This is a genomic window from Streptomyces longisporoflavus, from assembly GCF_014649775.1.
Taxonomy (GTDB): Bacteria; Actinomycetota; Actinomycetes; order Streptomycetales; family Streptomycetaceae; genus Streptomyces; species Streptomyces longisporoflavus.
In genome coordinates this window covers 140,367-161,263 of sequence record NZ_BMTR01000012.1, presented here as the reverse complement: position 1 = coordinate 161,263, position 20,897 = coordinate 140,367, and the positions used below count along the sequence as shown (strand labels likewise).

Annotated in this window: 19 protein-coding genes, 1 tRNA gene and 1 pseudogene; 8 read left to right on the top strand and 13 right to left on the bottom strand. The window is 69.6% G+C overall.

Annotation, left to right across the window (positions count from 1 at the left end; genetic code table 11):
- Positions 1-118: 118 nt before the first annotated feature.
- The gene (locus IE226_RS24710; RefSeq protein ID WP_190083542.1) at positions 119-844 is read left to right on the top strand and encodes a helix-turn-helix transcriptional regulator; all 726 of its coding nucleotides are present in this window, start codon (positions 119-121) and stop codon (positions 842-844) included.
- Positions 845-877: 33 nt separating this feature from the next.
- On the opposite strand, the gene IE226_RS24705 is transcribed toward IE226_RS24710, so the two are convergent.
- Both IE226_RS24705 and IE226_RS24700 read right to left on the bottom strand, forming a co-directional pair.
- Complete coding sequence (locus IE226_RS24705; protein ID WP_190083541.1) at positions 878-1,159, bottom strand: hypothetical protein; 282 nt, start codon at positions 1,157-1,159, stop codon at positions 878-880.
- A gap of 24 nt (positions 1,160-1,183) precedes the next feature.
- On the bottom strand, positions 1,184-2,866 hold the full coding sequence (locus tag IE226_RS24700) for a sodium:solute symporter family protein (RefSeq protein ID WP_190083540.1): 1,683 nt from the start codon (positions 2,864-2,866) through the stop codon (positions 1,184-1,186).
- Between the two features lie 220 nt (positions 2,867-3,086).
- Between IE226_RS24700 and galT the strand changes: the two genes are divergently transcribed.
- Genes galT through galK form a run of 3 tightly spaced genes read left to right on the top strand, consistent with a single transcriptional unit; the run spans position 3,087 to position 6,291 of the window.
- Positions 3,087-4,145 carry a galactose-1-phosphate uridylyltransferase gene (gene galT / locus IE226_RS24695; RefSeq protein ID WP_190083539.1) on the top strand — a complete coding sequence of 353 codons (1,059 nt, stop codon included), beginning with the start codon at positions 3,087-3,089 and terminating at the stop codon, positions 4,143-4,145.
- Complete coding sequence (gene galE / locus IE226_RS24690; RefSeq protein ID WP_190083538.1) at positions 4,142-5,095, top strand: UDP-glucose 4-epimerase GalE; 954 nt, start codon at positions 4,142-4,144, stop codon at positions 5,093-5,095. The genes galT and galE overlap by 4 nt, the downstream gene beginning before the upstream one ends.
- Before the next feature lie 41 nt (positions 5,096-5,136).
- Positions 5,137-6,291, top strand: a complete 1,155-nt coding sequence (gene galK, locus IE226_RS24685; RefSeq protein WP_190083537.1) for a galactokinase — start codon at positions 5,137-5,139, stop codon at positions 6,289-6,291.
- A gap of 24 nt (positions 6,292-6,315) precedes the next feature.
- On the opposite strand, the gene IE226_RS24680 is transcribed toward galK, so the two are convergent.
- A complete protein-coding gene (locus IE226_RS24680; protein ID WP_190083536.1) occupies positions 6,316-6,759 on the bottom strand; it encodes a GNAT family N-acetyltransferase in 444 nt (147 codons plus the stop codon).
- A 277-nt stretch (positions 6,760-7,036) separates the two neighbouring features.
- Here IE226_RS24680 and IE226_RS24675 point away from each other — a divergent pair, with 277 nt between their 5' ends.
- The gene (locus IE226_RS24675; RefSeq protein WP_160505515.1) at positions 7,037-7,813 is read left to right on the top strand and encodes a LuxR C-terminal-related transcriptional regulator; all 777 of its coding nucleotides are present in this window, start codon (positions 7,037-7,039) and stop codon (positions 7,811-7,813) included.
- Here the strand turns inward: IE226_RS24675 and tamR are convergent.
- Complete coding sequence (gene tamR, locus IE226_RS24670; protein ID WP_190083535.1) at positions 7,772-8,269, bottom strand: MarR family transcriptional regulator TamR; 498 nt, start codon at positions 8,267-8,269, stop codon at positions 7,772-7,774. The two genes, IE226_RS24675 and tamR, sit on opposite strands and share 42 nt — an antisense overlap.
- A 144-nt stretch (positions 8,270-8,413) precedes the next feature.
- Between tamR and IE226_RS24665 the strand changes: the two genes are divergently transcribed.
- Positions 8,414-9,274, top strand: a complete 861-nt coding sequence (locus IE226_RS24665; RefSeq protein WP_190083534.1) for a trans-aconitate 2-methyltransferase — start codon at positions 8,414-8,416, stop codon at positions 9,272-9,274.
- Between the two features lie 3 nt (positions 9,275-9,277).
- Positions 9,278-9,687, top strand: a pseudogene (locus IE226_RS24660) (VOC family protein).
- A 408-nt stretch (positions 9,688-10,095) separates the two neighbouring features.
- On the opposite strand, the gene IE226_RS24655 reads toward IE226_RS24660, so the two are convergent.
- Together IE226_RS24655 and IE226_RS24650 are read right to left on the bottom strand one after the other, a co-directional pair.
- Complete coding sequence (locus IE226_RS24655) at positions 10,096-10,785, bottom strand: TetR/AcrR family transcriptional regulator (protein WP_190083533.1); 690 nt, start codon at positions 10,783-10,785, stop codon at positions 10,096-10,098.
- The gene (locus IE226_RS24650) at positions 10,782-11,813 is read right to left on the bottom strand and encodes an acyl-CoA desaturase (protein ID WP_190083532.1); all 1,032 of its coding nucleotides are present in this window, start codon (positions 11,811-11,813) and stop codon (positions 10,782-10,784) included. The genes IE226_RS24655 and IE226_RS24650 overlap by 4 nt, the downstream gene beginning before the upstream one ends.
- A 289-nt stretch (positions 11,814-12,102) precedes the next feature.
- On the opposite strand from IE226_RS24650, the gene ppc reads away from it, so the two are divergent.
- Positions 12,103-14,835 carry a phosphoenolpyruvate carboxylase gene (gene ppc, locus IE226_RS24645; RefSeq protein ID WP_190083531.1) on the top strand — a complete coding sequence of 911 codons (2,733 nt, stop codon included), beginning with the start codon at positions 12,103-12,105 and terminating at the stop codon, positions 14,833-14,835.
- Positions 14,836-15,114: 279 nt separating this feature from the next.
- On the opposite strand, the gene IE226_RS24640 is transcribed toward ppc, so the two are convergent.
- The 7 genes from IE226_RS24640 to IE226_RS24610 all read right to left on the bottom strand — a co-directional run bounded on the left by IE226_RS24640 (position 15,115) and on the right by IE226_RS24610 (position 20,779).
- A complete protein-coding gene (locus IE226_RS24640) occupies positions 15,115-15,576 on the bottom strand; it encodes a hypothetical protein (protein ID WP_190083530.1) in 462 nt (153 codons plus the stop codon).
- Positions 15,577-15,638: 62 nt separating this feature from the next.
- Positions 15,639-16,241: an aminoacyl-tRNA hydrolase gene (gene pth / locus IE226_RS24635; protein ID WP_190083529.1), complete on the bottom strand. Its 603-nt coding sequence runs from the start codon at positions 16,239-16,241 to the stop codon at positions 15,639-15,641.
- 117 nt (positions 16,242-16,358) lie between these two features.
- The gene (locus IE226_RS24630; RefSeq protein WP_190083528.1) at positions 16,359-16,952 is read right to left on the bottom strand and encodes a 50S ribosomal protein L25/general stress protein Ctc; all 594 of its coding nucleotides are present in this window, start codon (positions 16,950-16,952) and stop codon (positions 16,359-16,361) included.
- 185 nt (positions 16,953-17,137) lie between these two features.
- Positions 17,138-18,115: a ribose-phosphate diphosphokinase gene (locus IE226_RS24625; RefSeq protein WP_190083527.1), complete on the bottom strand. Its 978-nt coding sequence runs from the start codon at positions 18,113-18,115 to the stop codon at positions 17,138-17,140.
- 135 nt (positions 18,116-18,250) lie between these two features.
- Positions 18,251-19,708, bottom strand: coding sequence for a bifunctional UDP-N-acetylglucosamine diphosphorylase/glucosamine-1-phosphate N-acetyltransferase GlmU (gene glmU / locus IE226_RS24620; protein ID WP_190083526.1), 1,458 nt, complete (start codon positions 19,706-19,708; stop codon positions 18,251-18,253).
- A gap of 116 nt (positions 19,709-19,824) precedes the next feature.
- Positions 19,825-19,895: transfer RNA gene (locus IE226_RS24615), tRNA-Gln, on the bottom strand.
- Between the two features lie 11 nt (positions 19,896-19,906).
- On the bottom strand, positions 19,907-20,779 hold the full coding sequence (locus tag IE226_RS24610; protein ID WP_190083525.1) for a hypothetical protein: 873 nt from the start codon (positions 20,777-20,779) through the stop codon (positions 19,907-19,909).
- Positions 20,780-20,897 lie beyond the last annotated feature (118 nt).

Sequence of the window (20,897 nt, the reverse complement as noted above, 5' to 3'; positions counted from 1 at the left end):
CACCGGTAGGGGGCGCGCGACGTCGAACAAGCGTGTAGCTTCCGGGGCATAAGTGGGTGCGGGGCCGGGGGGCCCTCGATCCGTGGGGGAACCGTGGGGAACACTGGGGGGTTGCTCGATGGGTGTGCGGCTGATGGTGGTCGACGACCACCGACTGCTCGCCGAGGCACTCGCCTCGGCCTTGAAACTGCGCGGGCACCGGGTGCTCGCCGCGGCCGCGCCCGCGGCCGGGGCGGCGGAGCTGGTCATCAGCCGGGCCCCCGAGGTCTGTCTGCTCGGCACGGCGACACCCGCGGAGCCCGGCATGTTCGATCCGGTCGTGAAGATCAAGCGGGAGCGCCCGCAGGTCGCCGTGGTGGTGCTCGGCCCGGTGCCGAGCCCGCGCGGCATCGCGGCGGCCTTCGCCTCCGGCGCCTCCGGCTACGTACGCCATGACGAGCGCATCGAGGGCGTCGAGCGCGCCATCATGAAGGCGAGAGCGGGCGAGGCGGCCGTCGCCCCGCAGCTGCTCCAGGGCGCGTTCAGCGAGCTGCTCAATCCGGCCGCGCAGCCCGACGACGAGGGGCAGCGGCTCCTCCAGATGCTGACGCCGCGCGAGGTCGAGGTCCTGGTGCGGGTCGCGGACGGCGAGGACACCCGGCTCATCGCCGCCGGAATGGGCATAGCGCCCAGCACGGCGCGCACACACGTGCAGCGCGTCCTGATGAAACTGGGCGTCGGCTCCCGCCTGGAAGCGGCGGCGCTCGCGGCACGGACGGGGCTCCTCGACCGCGCGGAGCGGCCCGTGGCGGCCTATGCGAACGACGTGGAGACGCCGACGGGGCCCGAGTCACCGCAGCAGTGAACACGGGCCCCGACGTGGGGTGTCGCGAGGGAGTTACTCGCCTTCCGGCGCCTCGGCGGGCGGCGGGGTGGGCCGCAGCCACAGCCAGCCGAGGAAGAAGAGGCCGAGCGCCAGCATGGCCAGGCCCGTCCACAGATTGATGTTGATGTCCTCGGCCTTGTTCAGGTCGGCGTCGGACGGGGAGATTCCGGCGATCGTGACGATGATTCCGTAGACGACGAACAGACCGCCGATGATCCGCCGGATGTCGAAGAGGCGGGCCGCCGTGGCGGACTTGCGTTCCAGCTCGGAGACTTCGTTGTGCAGTTCAGACATGTTCTTTCAGACCTCCGATCGGATTCAGAACGAGTAGGGGACGTAGCAGAGCGCGGCGAGCACGATGGCGCCCCAGCCGAGCAGCGCCGGCTTGCGGTACCAGGCGTCGTCGCCCTCGGCGGGCGGCTCCTCGAGACCCGGTGAGGCCGTCCCGTAGACCAGACCGGCCAGCTCGGCCTCCGGCTTGGGCGCGGTGAAAAGCGTGACCGCGACCATCACCACGGCACCGGCGACGAAGCCGACGATCGCCGAGACGAAGTTGGCGCCCTGGTCGGTCGGGATGTCGATGACGCCCTGCTTGTAGATGTAGAAGTAGTTGACCATCGCGGCGCCGGTGCCCGCGACCAGGCCCCACACGCCGGACTTCATCGAGGCCCGCTTCCAGAACATGCCGATGATGAAGACCACGAACATCGGGACGTTGAAGAAGGAGAACAGCGTCTGCAGGTACCCCATGATGTTCGAGAACGACGAGGCGATGAAGGCCGTCCCGATGGAGGCGAGGACACCGATCGCGGTGATCAGACGGCCGAACTTCAGGTAGTAGCCGTCCTCGCGGTCCTTGACCACGTACTTCGCCCAGATGTCGTACGTGAAGACGGTGTTGAAGGACGACACGTTCGCCGCCATGCCCGCCATGAACGCCGCGAGCAGACCGGTCACCGCGATGCCGAGCACGCCGTTGGGCAGCAGTTCCTGCATCAGGTACGGGATCGCGTCGTTGTAGGTGAGGTCCGAGCCCGCCGTGCCGATCTTCGGGACGAGGACGGCCGCGACCAGGCCGGGGATCATCACCAGGAAGACGATGAAGATCTTCGGGAAGGCGGCGATCAGCGGGGTGCGCTGGGCGGCGGAGAGGTTCTTCGCGGACAGGGCGCGCTGCACCTCGGCGAAGTTGGTCGTCCAGTAGCCGAAGGAGAGCACGAAGCCGAGGCCGAGGATGATCGTCAGCCAGTTCGCGCCCAGCGGGTTGGCGTCACCGATGCCGGTGCCGCCCCAGGCGGTCATGAAGTCACCGCCGTGCGACTTCTCCAGGGAGCCGGAGAGCCCGTCCCAGCCGCCGACCTTCTTCAGGCCGATGACGCAGATCGGGATGAGCGCGGCCAGGATCACGAAGAACTGGAGGACTTCGTTGTAGATCGCCGAGGAGAGCCCGCCGATGGTGATGTACGCCAGGACGAAGAAACCGGCGACCACGATCGCCACCCACTGCGGCCAGCCCAGGAGCGCCTCGACGACGATCGACAGGGCGTAGAGGTTCACGCCCGCGATGAGGATCGCGGCGAACGCGAAGAGCGCCGAGCTGAGCAGGTGCGCCGACTTGTCGAAGCGCTGGAGCAGGTACTCGGGGACCGAGCGGACCTTGCTGCGGTAGTAGAACGGCATCATCACGAGGCCGAGGAAGACCATCGCGGGGATGGCGCCGATCCAGTACCAGTGGACGACGGCGACACCGTACTGCGCGCCGGTCGCGGCCATGCCCAGGATCTCGGTGGCGCCGAGGTTGGCGGCGACGAACGCGAGACCGGTGACCCAGGCGGGCAGGGAGCGGCCCGAGAGGAAGAAGTCGAGGCTGGTCTTCACGGAGCGCCGGGCGGCGAAGCCGATGCCGAGCACGACGGCGAAGTAGATCGCGAGGATCGCGTAGTCGAGGCCGTTGGTGGGCAGCCGAAGTCCCTCGGCCAGGGTCTGTGTGGGGGACTGCATGGGGAACTCGCTTCGTTGCGCGAACTGATCAGACCGGAACCTACGCGTCCACCTTCAATAACTGAAGACTTCTTTTGGTGTTCTTTGTTGGATTGTGATCGGACGCATAGCCACACGCGCGGGCTGCGGCTCGCCTCGACGGGGGATTGACGACACTGTTGGCTTGTGATTTGTTATGTTCGGTTATGTTGGGTGTGGGTGTTGGTGAGGAGCCCCGGACGTGAAGAAGACCTCGACCCGTCTCGCGGACGGTCGTGAGCTCATCTACTACGACTCGCGCGACGACGCCGTGCGCGACGCCGTCGACCGAAGGCCCCTGGACCCCATCTCCACCACCTCGGAGATCCGCCGGGACCCCCTCCTGGGCGACGCGGTCGCCATCGCGTCGCACCGCCAGGGCCGCACCTACCACCCGCCCGCCGACGAGTGCCCCCTCTGCCCCTCGCAGGATGACCGGCTGAGCGAGGTCCCCGACTCCTCGTACGACGTGGTGGTCTTCGAGAACCGCTTCCCCTCGCTGGCCGGGGACGCCGGACGCTGCGAGGTCGTCTGCTTCACCTCCGACCACGACTCGTCCTTCGCCGACCTCACCGAGGAGCAGGCCGGCCTGGTCCTGGACGCGTGGACGGACCGCACCGCCGAGCTCTCGCACCTGCCCTCCGTCCAGCAGGTGTTCTGCTTCGAGAACCGCGGCGCCGAGATCGGCGTGACCCTGGGCCACCCGCACGGGCAGATCTACGCGTACCCCTTCGTCACCCCGCGTACGTCCCTGATGCTCGGGTCCCTCGCCGCGCACAAGGAGTCGACGGGCCGCAACCTCTTCGACGACGTCGTGGCCGAGGAGTCGGCGGGCGAACGCGTCGTCCTGGAGACCGAGCACTGGGTGGCGTTCGTCCCCCACGCCGCGCACTGGCCCTACGAGGTGCACCTCTACCCCAAGCGCCGCGTCGCGGACCTGCTCGGCCTTGACGAGGCGGCACGCACAGAATTCCCCAAGGTCTATCTGGAACTGTTGAGGCGCTTCGACCGGATCTTCGGTGAAGAGGGTCAGCTCACGCCGTACATCGCTGCCTGGCACCAGGCGCCTTTCGGTGCGCTCGACGAGCACGAAGGGGTCAATAGGGACGACTTCGCGCTCCACCTCGAGCTTTTCACCATTCGCCGCACTTCGGGCAAGCTGAAGTTCCTCGCGGGTTCCGAATCCGGCATGAGCGTGTTCATCAACGACGTGCCGCCGGAAGCCGCGGCCCAGCGACTGCGAGAGGTAGCGAGTTCATGAGCCGTAAGTACCTGGTCACCGGCGGGGCGGGCTATGTGGGAAGCGTGGTGGCCCAGCATCTGATCGAGGCCGGGCACGAGGTGACCGTCCTCGATAACCTCTCCACCGGCTTCCGCGAGGGCGTCCCGGCCGGCGCGAAGTTCATCGAGGGCGACATCCGCGATGCCGCCAAGTGGCTGGACTCCTCCTACGACGCCGTGTTGCACTTCGCCGCCTTCTCGCAGGTCGGCGAGTCCGTCGTGAAGCCCGAGAAGTACTGGGACAACAACGTCGGCGGCACGATGGCGCTGCTCGCCGCGATGCGCGAGGCGGACGTGCGCAAGCTTGTCTTCTCCTCCACGGCGGCGACGTACGGCGAGCCGGTCAGCAGCCCCATCACCGAGACGGACCCGACCGCACCGACGTCTCCGTACGGCGCGTCGAAGCTCGCCGTCGACCACATGATCACCGGGGAGGCCGCGGCCCACGGCCTGGGCGCGGTGTCCCTGCGCTACTTCAACGTGGCGGGGGCCTACGGCGAGCAGGGCGAGCGGCACGACCCCGAGTCGCACCTCATCCCGCTCGTCCTCCAGGTCGCGCAGGGCAAGCGCGAGGCGATCTCGATCTTCGGCGACGACTACCCGACCCCGGACGGCACCTGCGTCCGCGACTACATCCACGTCGCGGACCTGGCGCAGGCGCACCTCCTCGCCGTCGACGCCGCCACCCCCGGCGAGCACCTGATCTGCAACCTCGGCAACGGCAACGGCTTCTCCGTGCGCGAGGTCATCGAGACCGTCCGCCAGGTCACCGGGCACCCGATCCCCGAGGTCACGGCCCCGCGCCGCGGCGGCGACCCGGCGATCCTCGTCGCCTCCGCGGCCACCGCGCGGGAGCGGCTCGGCTGGAATCCGACCCGCGCGGACCTCGCGGGCATCGTCGCCGACGCGTGGGCGTTCGCCCAGCGATAATCCGCCCGGCGCCGGCAGGGCAGGGCTTGAAGGGGAAACTGATGGACGTAGCGGGCCAGTTCGCCGAGCTGTACGGGTACGAGCCGGACGGGGTCTGGTCGGCCCCCGGCCGGGTCAACCTCATCGGCGAGTACACGGACTTCAACGAGGGCTTCGTGATGCCGCTCGCCCTGCCGCACACCGCGGTGGCGGCGGTGGCGCGCCGCACGGACGGCGTCCTGCGCCTGCACTCGGCGGACATCGACGCCCCGGTCGCCGAACTGCGCGTCGACGACCTCACCCCCCTCTCGAAATACGGGCAGGGCGGCTGGGCCGCCTACCCGGCCGGGGTGGTGTGGGCGCTGCGGGACGCGGGCCACGAGGTCTCGGGCGGCGCGGACATCCACCTCGCGTCGACCGTGCCGACCGGGGCGGGCCTGTCCTCGTCGGCGGCCCTGGAGGTCGTCACCGCGCTCGCCCTGAACGACCTGTACGAACTCGGCCTCGACGCACCCCGGCTCGCGGTCATCGCCCAGCGCGCCGAGAACGCCTTCGTCGGCGTGCCGTGCGGCGTGATGGACCAGATGGCATCCGCGTGCGCCACCGAGGGCCACGCCCTGCACCTGGACTGCCGCGACCTCACGACACGGCAGGTCCCCTTCGACCTCGCCGCGCAGGGCCTGCAACTCCTCGTCGTCGACACCCGCGTCAAGCACGAACTGGGCGACGGGGCGTACGCCGAGCGGCGGGCAGGCTGCGAAGAGGGCGCGCGCATCCTCGGCGTCTCCCACCTGCGAGACGTGCCGTACGCCGAACTCCCCTCCTCCTTGCAGAAACTGACGGACGAAAAGATCCGCCGCTACGTCCGCCACGTCGTCTCCGACGACCACCGGGTGGAACAGGTCATCGGCCTGCTCGACGCGGGCGACGTCCGCGCGATCGGCCCCGTCCTGACCGAGGGCCACGCCTCGCTCCGCGACGATCTCCGCATCTCCTGCGAGGAGTTGGACCTGGTGGTGACCTCCGCGAACGCGGCAGGCGCGCTCGGCTCCCGCATGACGGGCGGCGGCTTCGGCGGCTCGGCGATCGTCCTGGTGGAGGAGGTCGACGCGGAGCCGGTGACGAAGTCCGTCCTGGAGGCCTTCACGGCGGCGGGCCACACAGCCCCACGAGTGTTCCCGGCGGTGCCTTCGGCGGGGGCGCGGCGGCTGGCGTGAGACCGGCTCCGGCCGGCTGCTGCCTCAGGCCAGCTTCTTCGTGAGCGTGAACTCCTTCGCGCCCTCGGGGTAGTCCGGGATGACCGACACCACCTCGTAGCCCTGGTTGCGGTAGAAACCCGGAGCCTGGAAATCCCATGTCTCCACGCGGGAGTTGAGGCAGTCCCGGTCGTCCCGGGCGATGCGTTCCGCCTCCGCGAGCAGCTGGGCGCCCAGGCCCGCGCCCTGGTGGGTCTCGCTGACCCAGAGGTGGTTCACGTGGAGCCAGCGGCCCCAGGTGTGACCGGCGAGACCGCCGACGAGACCCTCCGTGCGTTCCAACAGCCAGACGGCCAGCGGTGATTCACGATCCTGCGGCGTTCCGCGCAGCGAGCGGATCACCGGAGAGGCCGCGGTGTTGGACGCCTGGAGGCCGGCGAGGAGAAGAGCGAACCGCTCCTTGTCGACTCCTGTCTCAATACGAAACATACGGCTCACCCTAAACGCGCTGGCCAGTCAGTTCTGTAAATTACCTTCCGCTCCTGCCGTGCGGCCCTACTCTGAGTGGCAGTGCCGGTGGGGGCCGGCACTGATCAGGGGGCGAGACAGTCGGGTACGACGCCCGGCGATGGGGGTGGCAGTCACAGCTCGGCGGCGGCCGTGCGACTGCGGTGACTCCCGTTCCGAGTGTCGTACCCGCACCGTACGTACTCCGACGATGGGGCATCCCCTGCTCTCCGAGGAGAGCCTGGGGGAGGGGGTTTCAGTGGTTCGTATCCGAGTCCTGGTCGTCGACGACCATCGCATCTTCGCCGAGTCGCTCGCAGCGGCACTGGCGGCGGAGCCCGACGTCGACGTGTCCGCGGCGGGCAGCGGCCCGGCCGCACTGCGCTGCCTGGAGCGGGCGATAGCCGAGGGGCGCAGATACGACGTGCTGCTCGTCGACGCCGATCTGGGCGCGTCCGCGAGCGCCGTGCAGGGCGTCAGGCCCGCGCCTTCCGTGCAGGAGGGCAACGCCGACGGTCTGGTGGACGGCATCTCCCTGGTGGCCGGGGTCCGCTCGGGCCAGCCCATGGTCCGTACGGTCGTGCTCGCCGAGAAGGACGACCCGCGCAGGGCCGCCCTCGCGCTGCAGGCCGGCGCCTCGGGCTGGGTCGCCAAGGACTGCTCGCTGTCCCGGCTCCTCACGGTCATACGGGGTGTGCTGCGGGAGGAGACCCATCTGCCGCCCGCGCTGCTCACCGGCGTCCTGCGCGAACTCACCGCCGCGCGCAAGCACCGTACGGAATCCGAGCGCCTGGTGGAGTCCCTGACCCCGCGCGAGCGCGAGGTCCTTCGCTGCATGGTGGCGGGCCTGGGCAGGAAGGCCGTGGCCGAGCGTCTCTTCCTCTCCCCGCACACCGTCCGCACGCACATGCAGAACGTCCTCGGGAAGCTGGGCGTCCACTCCACGCTCGCGGCCGTCGCGCTGGCGCGCAGGGCCGGGGTCGGCCCCGTCGACCTAGCCGGGGATGTTGTCGAACGGGGCGGTCAACTGGCGTAGCAGCGCGGCGAGTTCGCCGCGCTGTGCGCGCGAGAGCTCCGCGAGGATCGCCCGCTCCTGCTTGAGGAGACCGGCGAGGGCCTGGTCGGCGCGGTCCTGCCCTTCGCCGGTCAGCCGCACGAGCACGCCCCGCCGGTCGCTCGGATCGGGCAGCCGCTCGACGAGGCCCTTCTTCGCGAGGCGGTCGATGCGGTTGGTCATCGTGCCGGACGTCACCAGGGTCTGGGTGAGGAGCTGTCCGGGCGAGAGCTGGTAGGGCGAGCCCGCGCGCCGCAGCGACGTCAGTACGTCGAACTCCCACGGCTCCAGATTGTGCTCCGAGAACGCGAGCCGACGGGCCCTGTCGAGATGCCGCGCGAGCCTGCTGACGCGGCTGAGCACCTCGAGTGGTTCCACGTCGAGGTCAGGGCGCTCCCGGCGCCATGCTGCGACCAGACGGTCGACCTCGTCCTCCATGACGATCAGTGTAGGGGGTCTGTCGACGTGAAGTCTCTTGACGTCAAGATACTTCGGGGTCGAGGATGGCGGTACGGCGATCGTACGGAGCTTTACGAAGTCGTACGGCGCGGAGTTCGCGATTCGTCCAGGAGGTCCCGCTCCATGCCCGCAGCCCCCGCTCCCACCTGGGATCCAGGCCAGTACCTGCGCCACTCCGGCCACCGGGCCCGCCCTTTCGTCGACCTGCTGGCCCGCGTCCCCAGGCTCCCCGCCGCCGGGGGACGCCCACCGCGCATCGCGGACCTGGGCTGCGGCCCCGGCAACGTCACCCGCCTCCTCGCCGAGCGCTGGCCCGCGGCGCACATCACCGGCTTCGACAACTCCGAGCAGATGCTGGAGCAGGCCGAGCGCCTCGCGGGACCCACGCCCGGCGGCGGACGCCTGGACTTCGCCGCGGCGGACGCCTCGGAATGGGCGCCGCCCGAGGAGACGTACGACCTGATCCTGTCCAACGCCACGCTCCAGTGGGTGCCGGGTCACGCGGACTCCTTCCCCGCCTGGGTGGCGGCGCTGGTCCCCGGCGGGACCTTCGCCTTCCAGGTGCCCGGCAACTTCGACGCCCCGAGCCATGTCCTCATGCGGGAACTGAGCGAGTCCGAGCGGTGGCGGGACCGGCTCGGCGGGCGGCTGCGGCACGCGGACGCGGTGCTCTCGCCCACGGCCTATCTGGAGCGGCTGGTTTCGGTGGGGTCGGGGACGGGGGTGGGGTGCGGGGTCGAGGTGGAGGTGGACGCGTGGGAGACGACGTACCTGCACCTCCTGGAGGGGGAGGACCCCGTTCTCGACTGGGTCAAGGGCACGGGGCTGCGGCCCGTGCTGACCGCCCTCGCGGATGACGCGGGGGCGCGGGAGGCGTTTCTCGCGGAGTACGGGGGGCTGCTTCGCGAGGCGTACCCCGCGAGCGCCGCCGGCACGGTCTTCCCCTTCCGCCGGGTGTTCGCCGTGGCACGCCGGACGGGCTGACCCATGCCTCTGACGTCCGTCGACCATGTCCAGCTGGCGGCTCCGCCGGGAGCGAGGCGCTGCTCCGGGCCTTCTACAGCGGGGTGCTCGGCATGACCGAGGTCCCCAAGCCGCCGGAGCTTGCCTCGCGGGGCGGGTGCTGGTTCGTCGCGGGGGCGGGCGCGGTGGAGCTGCATCTCGGCGTCGAGGCGGAGTTCCGCCCCGCGAGGAAGGCGCATCCGGGGCTGCGGGTGGACGACATCTCCGCGTACGCGGAACAACTGACCTCGCGGGGCGTCCCCGTCACCTGGGACCACGCCCTGCCGGGGCGCCGGCGCTTCTACGCGGAGGATCCGGTGGGCAACCGGCTGGAGTTTTTGGAGGCCGTTGGGCGGGGTGGGCCCGGGCGGGGCGGGTCCGGGCGGGGCCTTTAGCGGGGCCTGGGGCGGGGCACTGTGCGGGGGCCGTGGCCAGGCCGCCCCTTGGCGGGGCCGGAGCGGGGTCCTGTGCGGAGCCCGGAGCAGCCCCCTGGGCGGGGGCCGGGGCGGGAGTCGTAGCCGTCGTTGGGCGGGGCCGGCCGGTGCAGCCGCGGTTGTTGTCGCTGAGGTCGTCGTGGGTGCGCCCTGGCCGCCGCTTCGCGGCGGAGTCTCCCACCCACCCACCCGATTACCCGGAGTGCCGGGTGGGCGGGCGGGGGAAAACCCGCCGCGAAGCGGCGGACCTGCAAGCAGCGGCACCGCAAAGCACTCCGCCCAGGGTCAGCCCCGCAGGCAGCGGCACCAAAGCACTCCGCCCAGGCCAGGGGCCAGCCCCCGGCACTTCGCCCAAGGCCAGAGCCCACGTCAACTCTTGCGGTGGCCTATCAGGCGCGGCTTCGGTTCGAGGCCGTCCAGGCCGTGCCACGCCAGATTCACCAGATGCGCCGCCACCTCCGCCTTCTTCGGCTTGCGCGCGTCCAGCCACCACTGGCCCGTCAGCGCGACCATGCCGACCAGCGCCTGCGCGTACAGCGGGGCCAGTTTCTGGTCGAAGCCCCGCGTCTTGAACTCCTGACCCAGGATGTCCTCCACCTGCGTCGCGATGTCGGAGATCAACGAAGCGAACGTGCCCGTCGACTGCGCCACCGGCGAATCGCGGACCAGGATGCGGAAGCCGTCCGTATACGTCTCGATGTAGTCGAGGAGCGCGAACGCCGCCTGTTCGAGGAGTTCGCGCGGATGGCCCGCCGTAAGGGCCCCCGTCACACCGTCGAGCAGCGCCCGCATCTCGCGGTCCACCACCACCGCGTACAACCCCTCCTTGCCGCCGAAGTGCTCGTACACCACGGGCTTGGAGACGCCGGCCTTGGCCGCGATCTCCTCCACCGACGTGCCTTCGAAGCCCTTGGCGGCGAAAAGCGTGCGGCCGATGTCAAGGAGCTGCTCCCGGCGCTCGGCACCCGTCATCCGCGTCCGGCGCGCACGCCGGGGCTGCTTCTCTTTGCTGCCGGAAGGACTGGGATTACTGGAGTCGGTCGCCACGTCGTCAATCATGCCGAACCGACGGTCTTCGGCTTCCGGCGGGAGTCGATACGACGGCGGGAGTCGATACGAGACTCCGACGGCCAGCGCACGTCCGTCGCCCAGCCCAGCTGCTCGCACCAGCGGATGATCCGCGCCGACGAGTCGACCTGGCCCCGCAGCACACCGTGCCGCGCCGACGTCGGATCGGCGTGGTGGAGGTTGTGCCAGGACTCGCCGCAGGACAGGACCGCCAGCCACCACACGTTGCCCGAACGGTCACGCGACTTGAAGGGGCGCTTGCCCACCGCGTGGCAGATCGAGTTGATCGACCACGTGACGTGGTGCAGCAGGGCCACCCGGACCAGGGAACCCCAGAAGAACGCCGTGAAGGCGCCCCACCACGACATCGTCACCAGACCGCCCACCAGCGGAGGAATCGCGAGCGACACGATCGTCCAGAGCAGGAACTGGCGGGAGATCGCGCGCAGCGCCGGGTCCTTGATCAGATCCGGCGCGTACTTCTCCTGCGACGTCTGCTCCTCGTCGAACATCCAGCCGATGTGCGCCCACCACAGGCCCTTCATCAGCGCCGGAACCGTCTCGCCGAAGCGCCACGGCGAATGCGGGTCGCCCTCCGCGTCCGAGAACTTGTGATGCTTGCGGTGATCCGCCACCCAGCGGACCAGCGGCCCCTCCACGGCCATCGACCCCGCCACGGCGAGCGCGATCCGCAGCGGACGCTTCGCCTTGAAGGAACCGTGCGTGAAATAGCGGTGGAAGCCGATCGTGATGCCGTGACAGCCCAGGTAGTACATGAACACGAGCAGGCCGAGGTCAAGCCAGCTCACCCCCCACTCCCAGGCCAGCGGCACCGCCGCGACCAGAGCGAGGAACGGCACGGTGATGAACGCGAGCAGCGCGATCTGCTCCACCGACCGCTTCTGCTCACCGCCCAGCGTCGCGGAAGGGGCGGCGGACGAGGCGGCGGTGTCGGTGGTCGGTCGCGAAGCGTCTTCGATCACATCGGTGTCGGAATACGCATCGGAAGATGTCGGCATGGGCACGTCCCCTGTGGGGTCGAGGGTTGAGGGTCACGACGCGAGTGCGGCGGGCACATGGTCACGGGTCCCGCGTTGGCTACGGTCCCGTAACCTACGGCGTCGTAAGTATGGCAGCGCGGAACCCGGCGGCAAGAGGCTGCGAGTCCGTGCCGCGATGTGACACCTATCCTTGGAATCGGTCGGACAGCGCGGTCCGCTCTCTTTTTCCCCCGGAACGCGGATTCATATCCGGCCGGGGACCCCCTCCCAGACCTGACGTGCTTCAACACTGCAAGGAGCCGCACCTGTGAGCAGTGCCGACGACCAGACCACCACAGCCAGCACCGAGCTGCGCGCCGACATCCGCCGCCTCGGCGACCTGCTGGGCGAGACCCTCGTACGTCAGGAGGGCCCCGAGCTCCTCGAACTGGTCGAGAAGGTCCGCCGCCTGACGCGCGAGGACGGCGAGGCCGCCGCACGCCTCCTCGGTGGCACCGAACTGGAGACCGCGGCCAAGCTGGTCCGCGCCTTCTCCACGTACTTCCACCTGGCCAACGTGACCGAGCAGGTCCACCGCGGGCGCGAGCTGCGCGCCCGGCGTGCCGCCGAGGGCGGCCTCCTCACCCGTACCGCCGACCGGCTCAAGGACGCGGACCCCGAGCACCTGCGCCAGACCGTGGAGCACCTGAACGTGCGCCCCGTCTTCACCGCGCACCCCACCGAGGCCGCCCGCCGCTCCGTCCTCAACAAGCTGCGCCGCATCGCCGAGCTCCTGGAGACCCCGGTCATCGAGTCCGACCGGCGCCGCCACGACACCCGCCTGGCCGAGAGCATCGACCTCGTGTGGCAGACCGACGAGCTGCGCGTCGTCCGTCCGGAACCCGCGGACGAGGCCCGCAACGCCATCTACTACCTGGACGAGCTGCACGCCGGCGCCGTCGGCGACGTACTGGAGGACCTCACCGCCGAGCTGGAGCGGGTCGGCGTCCAGCTCCCCGAGGGCACCCGGCCGCTCACCTTCGGCACCTGGATCGGCGGTGACCGCGACGGCAACCCGAACGTGACGCCCGCCGTCACCTGGGACGTCCTGATCCTCCAGCACGAGCACGGCATCAACGACGCCCTGGCCCTCATCGACGAGCTGCGCGGCTTCCTCTCCAACTCCATCCGCTACACCGGAGCCACCGAGGAGCTCAAGGCCTCCCTCCAGCTCGACCTGGAGCGGCTGCCCGAGATCAGCCCCCGCTACAAGCGGCTGAACTCCGAGGAGCCCTACCGCCTCAAGGCCACCTGCATCCGGCAGAAGCTGGAGAACACCAAGGAGCGCCTGGCCCGCGGCACCGCCCACGAGGACGGCCGCGACTACCTCGGCACCGGCGAACTCCTGCACGACCTCACCCTCGTCCAGACCTCGCTGCGCGAGCACAAGGGCGCCCTGTTCGCCGACGGCCGGATGAACCGCACCATCCGTACGCTCGCCGCGTTCGGCCTCCAGCTCGCCACCATGGACGTACGGGAACACGCCGACGCCCACCACCACGCGCTCGGCCAGCTCTTCGACCGCCTGGGCGAGGAGTCCTGGCGCTACGTGGACATGCCGCGCGAGTACCGGCAGAAGCTCCTCGCCAAGGAGCTGCGTTCGCGCAGGCCGCTCGGGCCGCAGCCGGCGCCGCTCGACGCCGCGGGCGAGAAGACCCTCGGGGTTTTCCTCACCGTCAAGAAGGCCCTTGAGGTCTTCGGACCCGAGGTCATCGAGTCCTACATCATCTCCATGTGCCAGGGCGCCGACGACGTCTTCGCCGCGGCCGTCCTCGCCCGCGAGGCCGGACTCATCGACCTGCACGCCGGCTGGGCGAAGATCGGCATCGTGCCGCTCCTGGAGACCACCGACGAGCTGCGCGCCGCCGACGTCATCCTCGACGAGATGCTCGCCGACCCCTCGTACCGCCGCCTCGTGGCGCTGCGCGGCGACGTCCAGGAGGTCATGCTCGGCTACTCCGACTCCTCCAAGTTCGGCGGCATCACCACCTCGCAGTGGGAGATCCACCGCGCCCAGCGCAGGCTCCGTGACGTCGCGCACCGGTACGGGGTGCGCCTGCGCCTCTTCCACGGCCGCGGCGGCACCGTCGGCCGCGGCGGCGGCCCCTCGCACGACGCGATCCTCGCGCAGCCGTGGGGAACCCTTGAGGGCGAGATCAAGGTGACCGAGCAGGGCGAGGTCATCTCCGACAAGTACCTCGTGCCGTCGCTGGCCCGCGAGAACCTGGAACTGACCGTCGCGGCGACGCTGCAGGCCTCCGCCCTGCACACGGCGCCGCGCCAGTCCGACGAGGCCCTCGCCCGCTGGGACGCCGCCATGGACGTGGTGAGCGAAGCCGCTCACACCGCCTACCGCAAGCTCGTCGAGGACCCGGACCTGCCCTCGTACTTCCTCGCGTCGACGCCGGTGGACCAGCTCGCCGAGCTCCACCTGGGCTCGCGCCCCTCGCGCCGCCCCGGCTCGGGCGTCTCGCTCGACGGCCTGCGCGCCATCCCGTGGGTGTTCGGCTGGACCCAGTCACGGCAGATCGTGCCGGGCTGGTTCGGCGTCGGCTCGGGCCTCAAGGCGCTGCGCGAGGCCGGTCTGGACACCGTCCTCGGCGAGATGCAGGAGCACTGGCACTTCTTCCGCAACTTCCTGTCGAACGTCGAGATGACCCTCGCCAAGACGGACCTGCGGATCGCCCGCCACTACGTGGACACGCTCGTCCCCGACGAGCTCAAGCACGTGTTCGACGTCATCGAGGCGGAGCACGCCCTTACGGTGCAGGAAGTCCTGCGGATCACCGGCGGCACCGAGCTGCTCGGCAACAACCCCGAACTGCAGCAGACCTTCGGCATCCGCGACGCGTACCTGGACCCGATCTCGTACCTCCAGGTCGCCCTCCTCAAGCGCCAGCGTGACGCGGCGGCGGCGGGCGAGGAGCCGGACCCGCTCCTCGGCCGCGCGCTGCTCCTCACCGTCAACGGTGTGGCGGCGGGGCTGCGCAACACCGGCTGATTTTTTCTGGCGGGGGCGCCTTGCTCTGGCGGGGCGCCTTCGCCGGGGGGCTGTGCCGCCGCTTCGCGCGCGGCGGGGCGTCTGCGGGGGTGCTCCTGGTTCCTGTCCCGCCGCTTCGCGGCGGATGTCTCCCACCCGCCCACCCGATGACTCGGGGTAATGGGTGGGTGGGCGGGAAAGATCCGCCGCGAAGCGGCGGGCCTGTTTGCGCCTGTTCGGGGCGTCAAGCGCGGCGCGGCCCCCGGCCAGACAGGGCCCCCGGCCAGACAGGGCCCCCGGTCAGAACGCCAGCGTGGCGAAGGACGCCGTCAGGAGGGCGCCGCCCGCCAGGGCCAGGGTCCACGCCGTGCGGGGAAGACGCAGCCCGCCGGCCACCACCACCGCCGACAGGAGCAACGCACCGCCCAGCGGCAGCCACGCGTGCAGGAAACCGGGCCCGCCCGTACGCACCACCTCGGAAGTACCGGGCTTCACCGCCACCGGCACCCGCACCCCCTTCTCCTCCGCGATCGAGCGGTCGATCACGACCCGGTCGCGCGGCTCGAAGCCCTCGGTGGAAGGGACGTACGAACCGACGCACGTGTCGGACGAGCACCGCGTCACCCGCATCGTGCCCCGCTCACGGTCGTCGGAGAGCATGACGTGCTGCGCCGTGCCCCAGGACGCCCAGACGCCCGCGGCGATCAGCAGCGCCGCGACCGCGCCCATCGCTGTCCGGCGTACGAGAAGCAGCGCGTTCATGGCGGCGATCCTTGGCCATGGGGATGCGCTCAGTCAACAGCCTCGTTCAACGCCGAAGGAACTCACGAGTTGTACGAGCTCTGCGCCCGCTCCAACCCCTCGATCACCAAAGCCTCCGCCGCATCCGCCGCCCGGTCCACGAAGTAGCCGAGCTCCTTGCGCTCCGCCGACGCGAAATCCTTCAGGACGAAGTCCGCCACCTGCATCCGCCCCGGCGGACGCCCGATCCCGAACCGCACCCGGTGGTAGTCCGGCCCCATCGCCTTCGTCATCGACTTCAGACCGTTGTGGCCGTTGTCGCCGCCGCCCAGCTTCAGCCGCAGCGCGCCGTAGTCGATGTCCAGCTCGTCGTGCACGGCCACGATGTTCGCCGTCGGCACCTTGTAGAAATCGCGCAGCGCCGTCACCGGGCCGCCCGACACGTTCATGTACGACATCGGCTTCGCCAGGACCACCCGGCGGCTCGACGGACCCGCCGGACCGATCCGGCCCTCCAGGACCTGCGCCTGCGCACGCCCGCTCCGCTTGAACGAGCCGCCGATCCGCTCCGCGAGGAGATCGGCCACCATGAAGCCCACGTTGTGCCGGTTCATGGCGTACCCGGGGCCCGGATTGCCCAGACCCACGATCAGCCAGGGCGCACTGGGGTCCGTCGTCATCTGCATGTCTCCTTCATAGCCCGACCGCCGCCCCGTGCGGGAGCGCGGAGCGGCGGTCGGCAGAGTCGAGCCCGGCGGGCCCGGAGTCGAGCCCGGTGAAGCCCGGACGGTAGCGGTCGAGGCTCAGGCCTCGGCGCCCTCGCCCTCACCCTCGGTGTCCGCGGCGGCCTCCTCGGCCTGCGCGGCCAGGACCTGCAGGACGACGGTGTCCTCGTCGACGGCAAGGGTCGTGCCCGTGGGCAGCGTGATGTCCTTGGCGAGGACGGTCGCACCGGCCTCGAGACCGGCGATGGAGACGGTGACCGACTCCGGGATGTGCGTGGCCTCGGCCTCGACGGGCAGCGCGTTCAGGACGTGCTCGAGCAGGTTGCCGCCGGGGGCGAGCTCGCCCTCGGTGTGGACGTAGACATCGACGTTGACCTTCTCGCCCTTGCGGACGAGGAGCAGGTCGACGTGCTCCAGGATGCCGATGCGCACGGCGTCACGCTGGACGGCCTTGGGGATGACCAGCTGGCTCTTGCCGTCGATGTCCAGGTTGATCAGGACGTTCGGGGTCTTGAGCGCCATCAGGGTGCCGTGGTGCGGCAGCGTGATGTGGATCGGGTCGGCACCGTGGCCGTAGACGACGGCGGGAAGCTTGTCGGCGCGACGCAGACGGCGGGCAGCACCCTTGCCGAACTCGCTGCGGACCTCGGCGGTGATCTTCACCTCGGACATGTGCACTCCTCGTATGAGCGGTGACGGAACAGAGTCGGTCACCCGGCCACGACTTACTGGCCTGCTACGAAGAGCGCGTCGATAACGGACCGCCGTACCGCAATGAGTACGGCCTCCCTCGCCGAGCAACTCCGTGAGTCTACCCGGCGGGGGAGGCCGCCTCAAAGTCGATCAATCTACGACGATTACGCCTGCTCGTCGAAGAGGCTCGTCACCGAACCGTCCTCGAAGACCTCACGCACCGCGTTCGCGATGGTCGGCGCGATCGAGAGCACCGTGATCTTGTCGAGCTCCAGGTCGCCCGGGTCGGGCAGCGTGTCCGTGAACACGAACTCGCTCACCTTGGAGTTCTTCAGACGGTCCGCGGCCGGACCGGAGAGCACGCCGTGCGTCGCCGTCACGATGACGTCCTCCGCACCGTGCGCGAACAGCGCGTCGGCGGCGGCGCAGATCGTGCCACCGGTGTCGATCATGTCGTCGACCAGGACGCAGACGCGGCCCTCGACCTCACCCACGACCTCGTGGACGGTGACCTGATTGGCGACGTCCTTGTCACGGCGCTTGTGCACGATGGCAAGCGGGGCGCCCAGACGGTCGCACCAGCGGTCGGCGACACGCACGCGGCCGGCGTCCGGGGAGACCACGGTGAGCTTCGAGCGGTCGACCTTCGCGCCCACGTAGTCCGCGAGGATCGGCAGGGCGAAGAGGTGGTCGACCGGGCCGTCGAAGAAGCCCTGGATCTGGTCCGTGTGCAGGTCGACCGTGAGGATGCGGTCCGCACCCGCGGTCTTCATCAGGTCCGCCACCAGACGGGCCGAGATCGGCTCACGGCCGCGGTGCTTCTTGTCCTGGCGCGCGTAGCCGTAGAACGGCACGATCACGGTGATGGAGCGGGCCGACGCACGCTTCAGCGCGTCGATCATGATCAACTGCTCCATGATCCACTTATTGATCGGAGCCGTGTGGCTCTGGATCAAGAAGCAGTCCGCCCCACGAGCCGACTCCTGATACCGCACATAGATCTCGCCGTTGGCGAAATCGAAAGCCTTCGTCGGCACGATGCCGACACCCAGCTTGTGTGCGACCTCCTCGGCCAACTCGGGGTGGGCGCGGCCGGAGAAGAGCATCAACTTCTTCTCGCCGGTCGTCTTGATCCCGGTCACAGCACTAGTCTCCTCAGACGAGTTCTTCCCGCTGCCGTCCCCGCACGCCCCGGAAAATTGCAGTCCGCAGCGCCGAGCCGGCCGAAATGGTGTGCATCTATCACGGTACGCCGTGTACGACGCACCTGTTTCCGGTCAGCTTCCGCCGGCCGACTTCCCGGGCTCCCCGGACGACGCCTCCGCCGCCCTCGCGGCCGCGCTGCCGGGACGCTTGCGCGCCACCCAACCCTCGATATTCCTTTGCTGGCCACGGGCCACAGCCAGCGAACCGGCCGGAACATCCTTCGTGATGACCGAACCCGCCGCCGTGTAAGCGCCGTCCCCGACCGTGACAGGAGCCACAAACATGTTGTCCGAACCCGTCTTGCAGTGCGACCCCACCGTCGTGTGGTGCTTGGCCTCACCGTCGTAATTCACGAAGACACTCGCGGCACCGATGTTGGTGAAATCACCGATCGTCGCGTCACCCACGTACGAAAGATGCGGAACCTTCGTGCCCTCGCCGATCTTCGAGTTCTTCATCTCCACGAACGTGCCGGCCTTCGCCTTCAGACCGAGCCGGGTACCCGGCCGCAGATAGGCGAACGGACCCACGCTCGCCTGCTCCCCGACCTCCGAGTCATACGCGACCGTGTTGTCCACCCGCGCACCAGCGCCGACCCTCGTGTTCGTCAGCCGGGTGTTCGGCCCCACCTCGGCGCCCTCACCGAGATGCGTGGCGCCGTGCAGCTGCGTGCCGGGGTGCACCAGCGCGTCCTGCTCGTACGTCACCGTCGCGTCGATCCACGTCGACGCCGGATCCACGACCGTGACACCGGCCAGCATCGCCTCGGTGAGGAGGCGGTCGTTCAAGGTGCGGCGGGCCTCGGCCAGTTGGACGCGGTTGTTGATCCCCGCGATCTCCTCGTGATCACCGGTGACTGCCGCCCCGACGCGATGCCCCGCTTCTCGCAGGATCCCCAGAACATCGGTCAGGTACTCCTCGCCCTGACTGTTGTCCGTACGCACCTTGCCGAGCGCCTGCGCCAGCAGCTGCCCGTCGAACGCGAAAACCCCGGAGTTGATCTCACGGATCGCGCGCTGCGTCTCCGTGGCGTCCTTGTGCTCCACGATCGCCGTCACCGCGCCGCTCTCGCCGTCCCGCACGATCCGTCCGTAGCCGGTCGCGTCCGGGACCTCGGCGGTCAGCACGGTGACGGCGTTGCCGTCACCCGTGTGCGTCTCGGCCAGCTTGCGCAGGGTCGCGCCCGTCAGCAGCGGGGTGTCGCCGCAGACGACGATGACGGTGCCGTCCACGGCGCCGCCGAGCTCCTCCAGGCCGATACGGACCGCGTGCCCGGTGCCTTTCTGCTCGCTCTGGTACGCCGTGCGCACGTTCGGGGCGATGGTCCCGAGGTGCGCGACGACCTTCTCGCGGGCGAAGCCGACGACGGTGACGAGCCGCTCGGGGCTGAGCGCGTACGCGGCTTCGAGCACGTGCCCGATGAGAGAACGCCCGCAGATCTCATGCAGGACCTTGGGGGTGGCCGACTTCATGCGGGTGCCCTCACCCGCTGCAAGGACGACGACGGCTGCCGGGCTGTTGGCGCTCACGGGGGTGCCCTTCGGCTTCGGATGTGCGGGGATTGGACATCCGCAGGATACCGGGGCGTTGTGGGGCGGAAATGAGGGCGGGTCCTGACCTTGCGGTCAGGACCCGATCTGCGTTGCTCCCGGGGAAGGAATCGAACCCTCATTCAATGGACCAAAACCATTTGTCCTGCCATTAGACGACCCGGGATAGTCTGCGCCCTATGTCCGATTTAGCCTATCGGATTGCTGCGCGGACAACACTATGCCGTACCACCAGCCTTCAATGCGACGGTAGAGGTCGGCTCCTTGCTGAACTCGCACCAGAAGGCATCCTCGGTAGTCCTCGCCCACGTTCTTGCGATTGGTCTTGGGATTGTGCTTCTTGAGCGTGGTCTTGCCGAACGCCGAGGGAGCTGCCCCGACGAGATCGGCCCAGAACCGCTCGGCGTCGGGCACGTCGGCCGATTCGTGGATCGCCACATGGAACCGCAGGCGTTCGGAGTCGACGCCCAGAAGTCGGAGCCATGCCAGGTAGACCTTGATCATGTGCGGATCGCTGTTGATGAAGTCGACCCTCTCTTGCGGGCGATGGGACTTGGCTTTGGCGCCTTCCGCCCAGTAGAGGCCGACGCCCACCAGAAACAGCTCGCGGTCGGAAAGGGCGCCGATCTCGCCGGTCGCCGTCTCCTTGATCCGCTGACGCTCCTCCTCGCGTCGCTGCATGGTGCCCGCCCAGCCGCGCCTGGCGATTGCTGAAGCCTCTTCGCGGGTGCGCCGTCGCTCCGGCTTCGGCAGATCCCGAACCCAGATCGAGATCGAACCCTTCGAGCACCCCAGCTCCACCTGGATCTGGTCATAGGTCATGCCCTGGAGCCGCAGCTCTCGTGCCCGATCCCGGAGGTCGTCCTTCGCGTTCGGGCGCTTTGTCCACTCCGGGGGCGGCTCGCCCTCCAGGAGGCGGTTGAGGATGTCGTTGTTGTCGACGTGCAGCCGGTCGCGGATCTGGCGGCGGCTCAGTCCCTCCCGCCGCAGCGCGACCGCCTGTTCCCGCAGTTCCTCAAAGTCGGCGTATTTGCTCGTGATTTCTGTCATGCGGTGAGCCTTGTCCGGAATGCGGGCGTCCGGCTGGAGAGCGAGAGCGGTTCAACAGTTCGTGGGAATTCCGGCCGTTTCGGTTCGCCTCGAACAGCGCGTGCGTTCGATCACTGAG

What these genes read in the sequence shown, in the direction of transcription:
- IE226_RS24710 (WP_190083542.1), top strand. Translation starts at nt 119, where the DNA reads ATGGGTGTGCGGCTGATGGTGGTCGACGACCACCGACTGCTCGCCGAG.
- IE226_RS24705 (WP_190083541.1), bottom strand. Translation starts at nt 1,159, where the DNA reads ATGTCTGAACTGCACAACGAAGTCTCCGAGCTGGAACGCAAGTCCGCC.
- IE226_RS24700 (WP_190083540.1), bottom strand. Translation starts at nt 2,866, where the DNA reads ATGCAGTCCCCCACACAGACCCTGGCCGAGGGACTTCGGCTGCCCACC.
- galE (WP_190083538.1), top strand. Translation starts at nt 4,142, where the DNA reads ATGAGCCGTAAGTACCTGGTCACCGGCGGGGCGGGCTATGTGGGAAGC.
- galK (WP_190083537.1), top strand. Translation starts at nt 5,137, where the DNA reads ATGGACGTAGCGGGCCAGTTCGCCGAGCTGTACGGGTACGAGCCGGAC.
- IE226_RS24680 (WP_190083536.1), bottom strand. Translation starts at nt 6,759, where the DNA reads ATGTTTCGTATTGAGACAGGAGTCGACAAGGAGCGGTTCGCTCTTCTC.
- tamR (WP_190083535.1), bottom strand. Translation starts at nt 8,269, where the DNA reads ATGGAGGACGAGGTCGACCGTCTGGTCGCAGCATGGCGCCGGGAGCGC.
- IE226_RS24665 (WP_190083534.1), top strand. Translation starts at nt 8,414, where the DNA reads ATGCCCGCAGCCCCCGCTCCCACCTGGGATCCAGGCCAGTACCTGCGC.
- IE226_RS24655 (WP_190083533.1), bottom strand. Translation starts at nt 10,785, where the DNA reads ATGATTGACGACGTGGCGACCGACTCCAGTAATCCCAGTCCTTCCGGC.
- IE226_RS24650 (WP_190083532.1), bottom strand. Translation starts at nt 11,813, where the DNA reads ATGCCGACATCTTCCGATGCGTATTCCGACACCGATGTGATCGAAGAC.
- IE226_RS24640 (WP_190083530.1), bottom strand. Translation starts at nt 15,576, where the DNA reads ATGAACGCGCTGCTTCTCGTACGCCGGACAGCGATGGGCGCGGTCGCG.
- pth (WP_190083529.1), bottom strand. Translation starts at nt 16,241, where the DNA reads ATGCAGATGACGACGGACCCCAGTGCGCCCTGGCTGATCGTGGGTCTG.
- IE226_RS24630 (WP_190083528.1), bottom strand. Translation starts at nt 16,952, where the DNA reads ATGTCCGAGGTGAAGATCACCGCCGAGGTCCGCAGCGAGTTCGGCAAG.
- IE226_RS24610 (WP_190083525.1), bottom strand. Translation starts at nt 20,779, where the DNA reads ATGACAGAAATCACGAGCAAATACGCCGACTTTGAGGAACTGCGGGAA.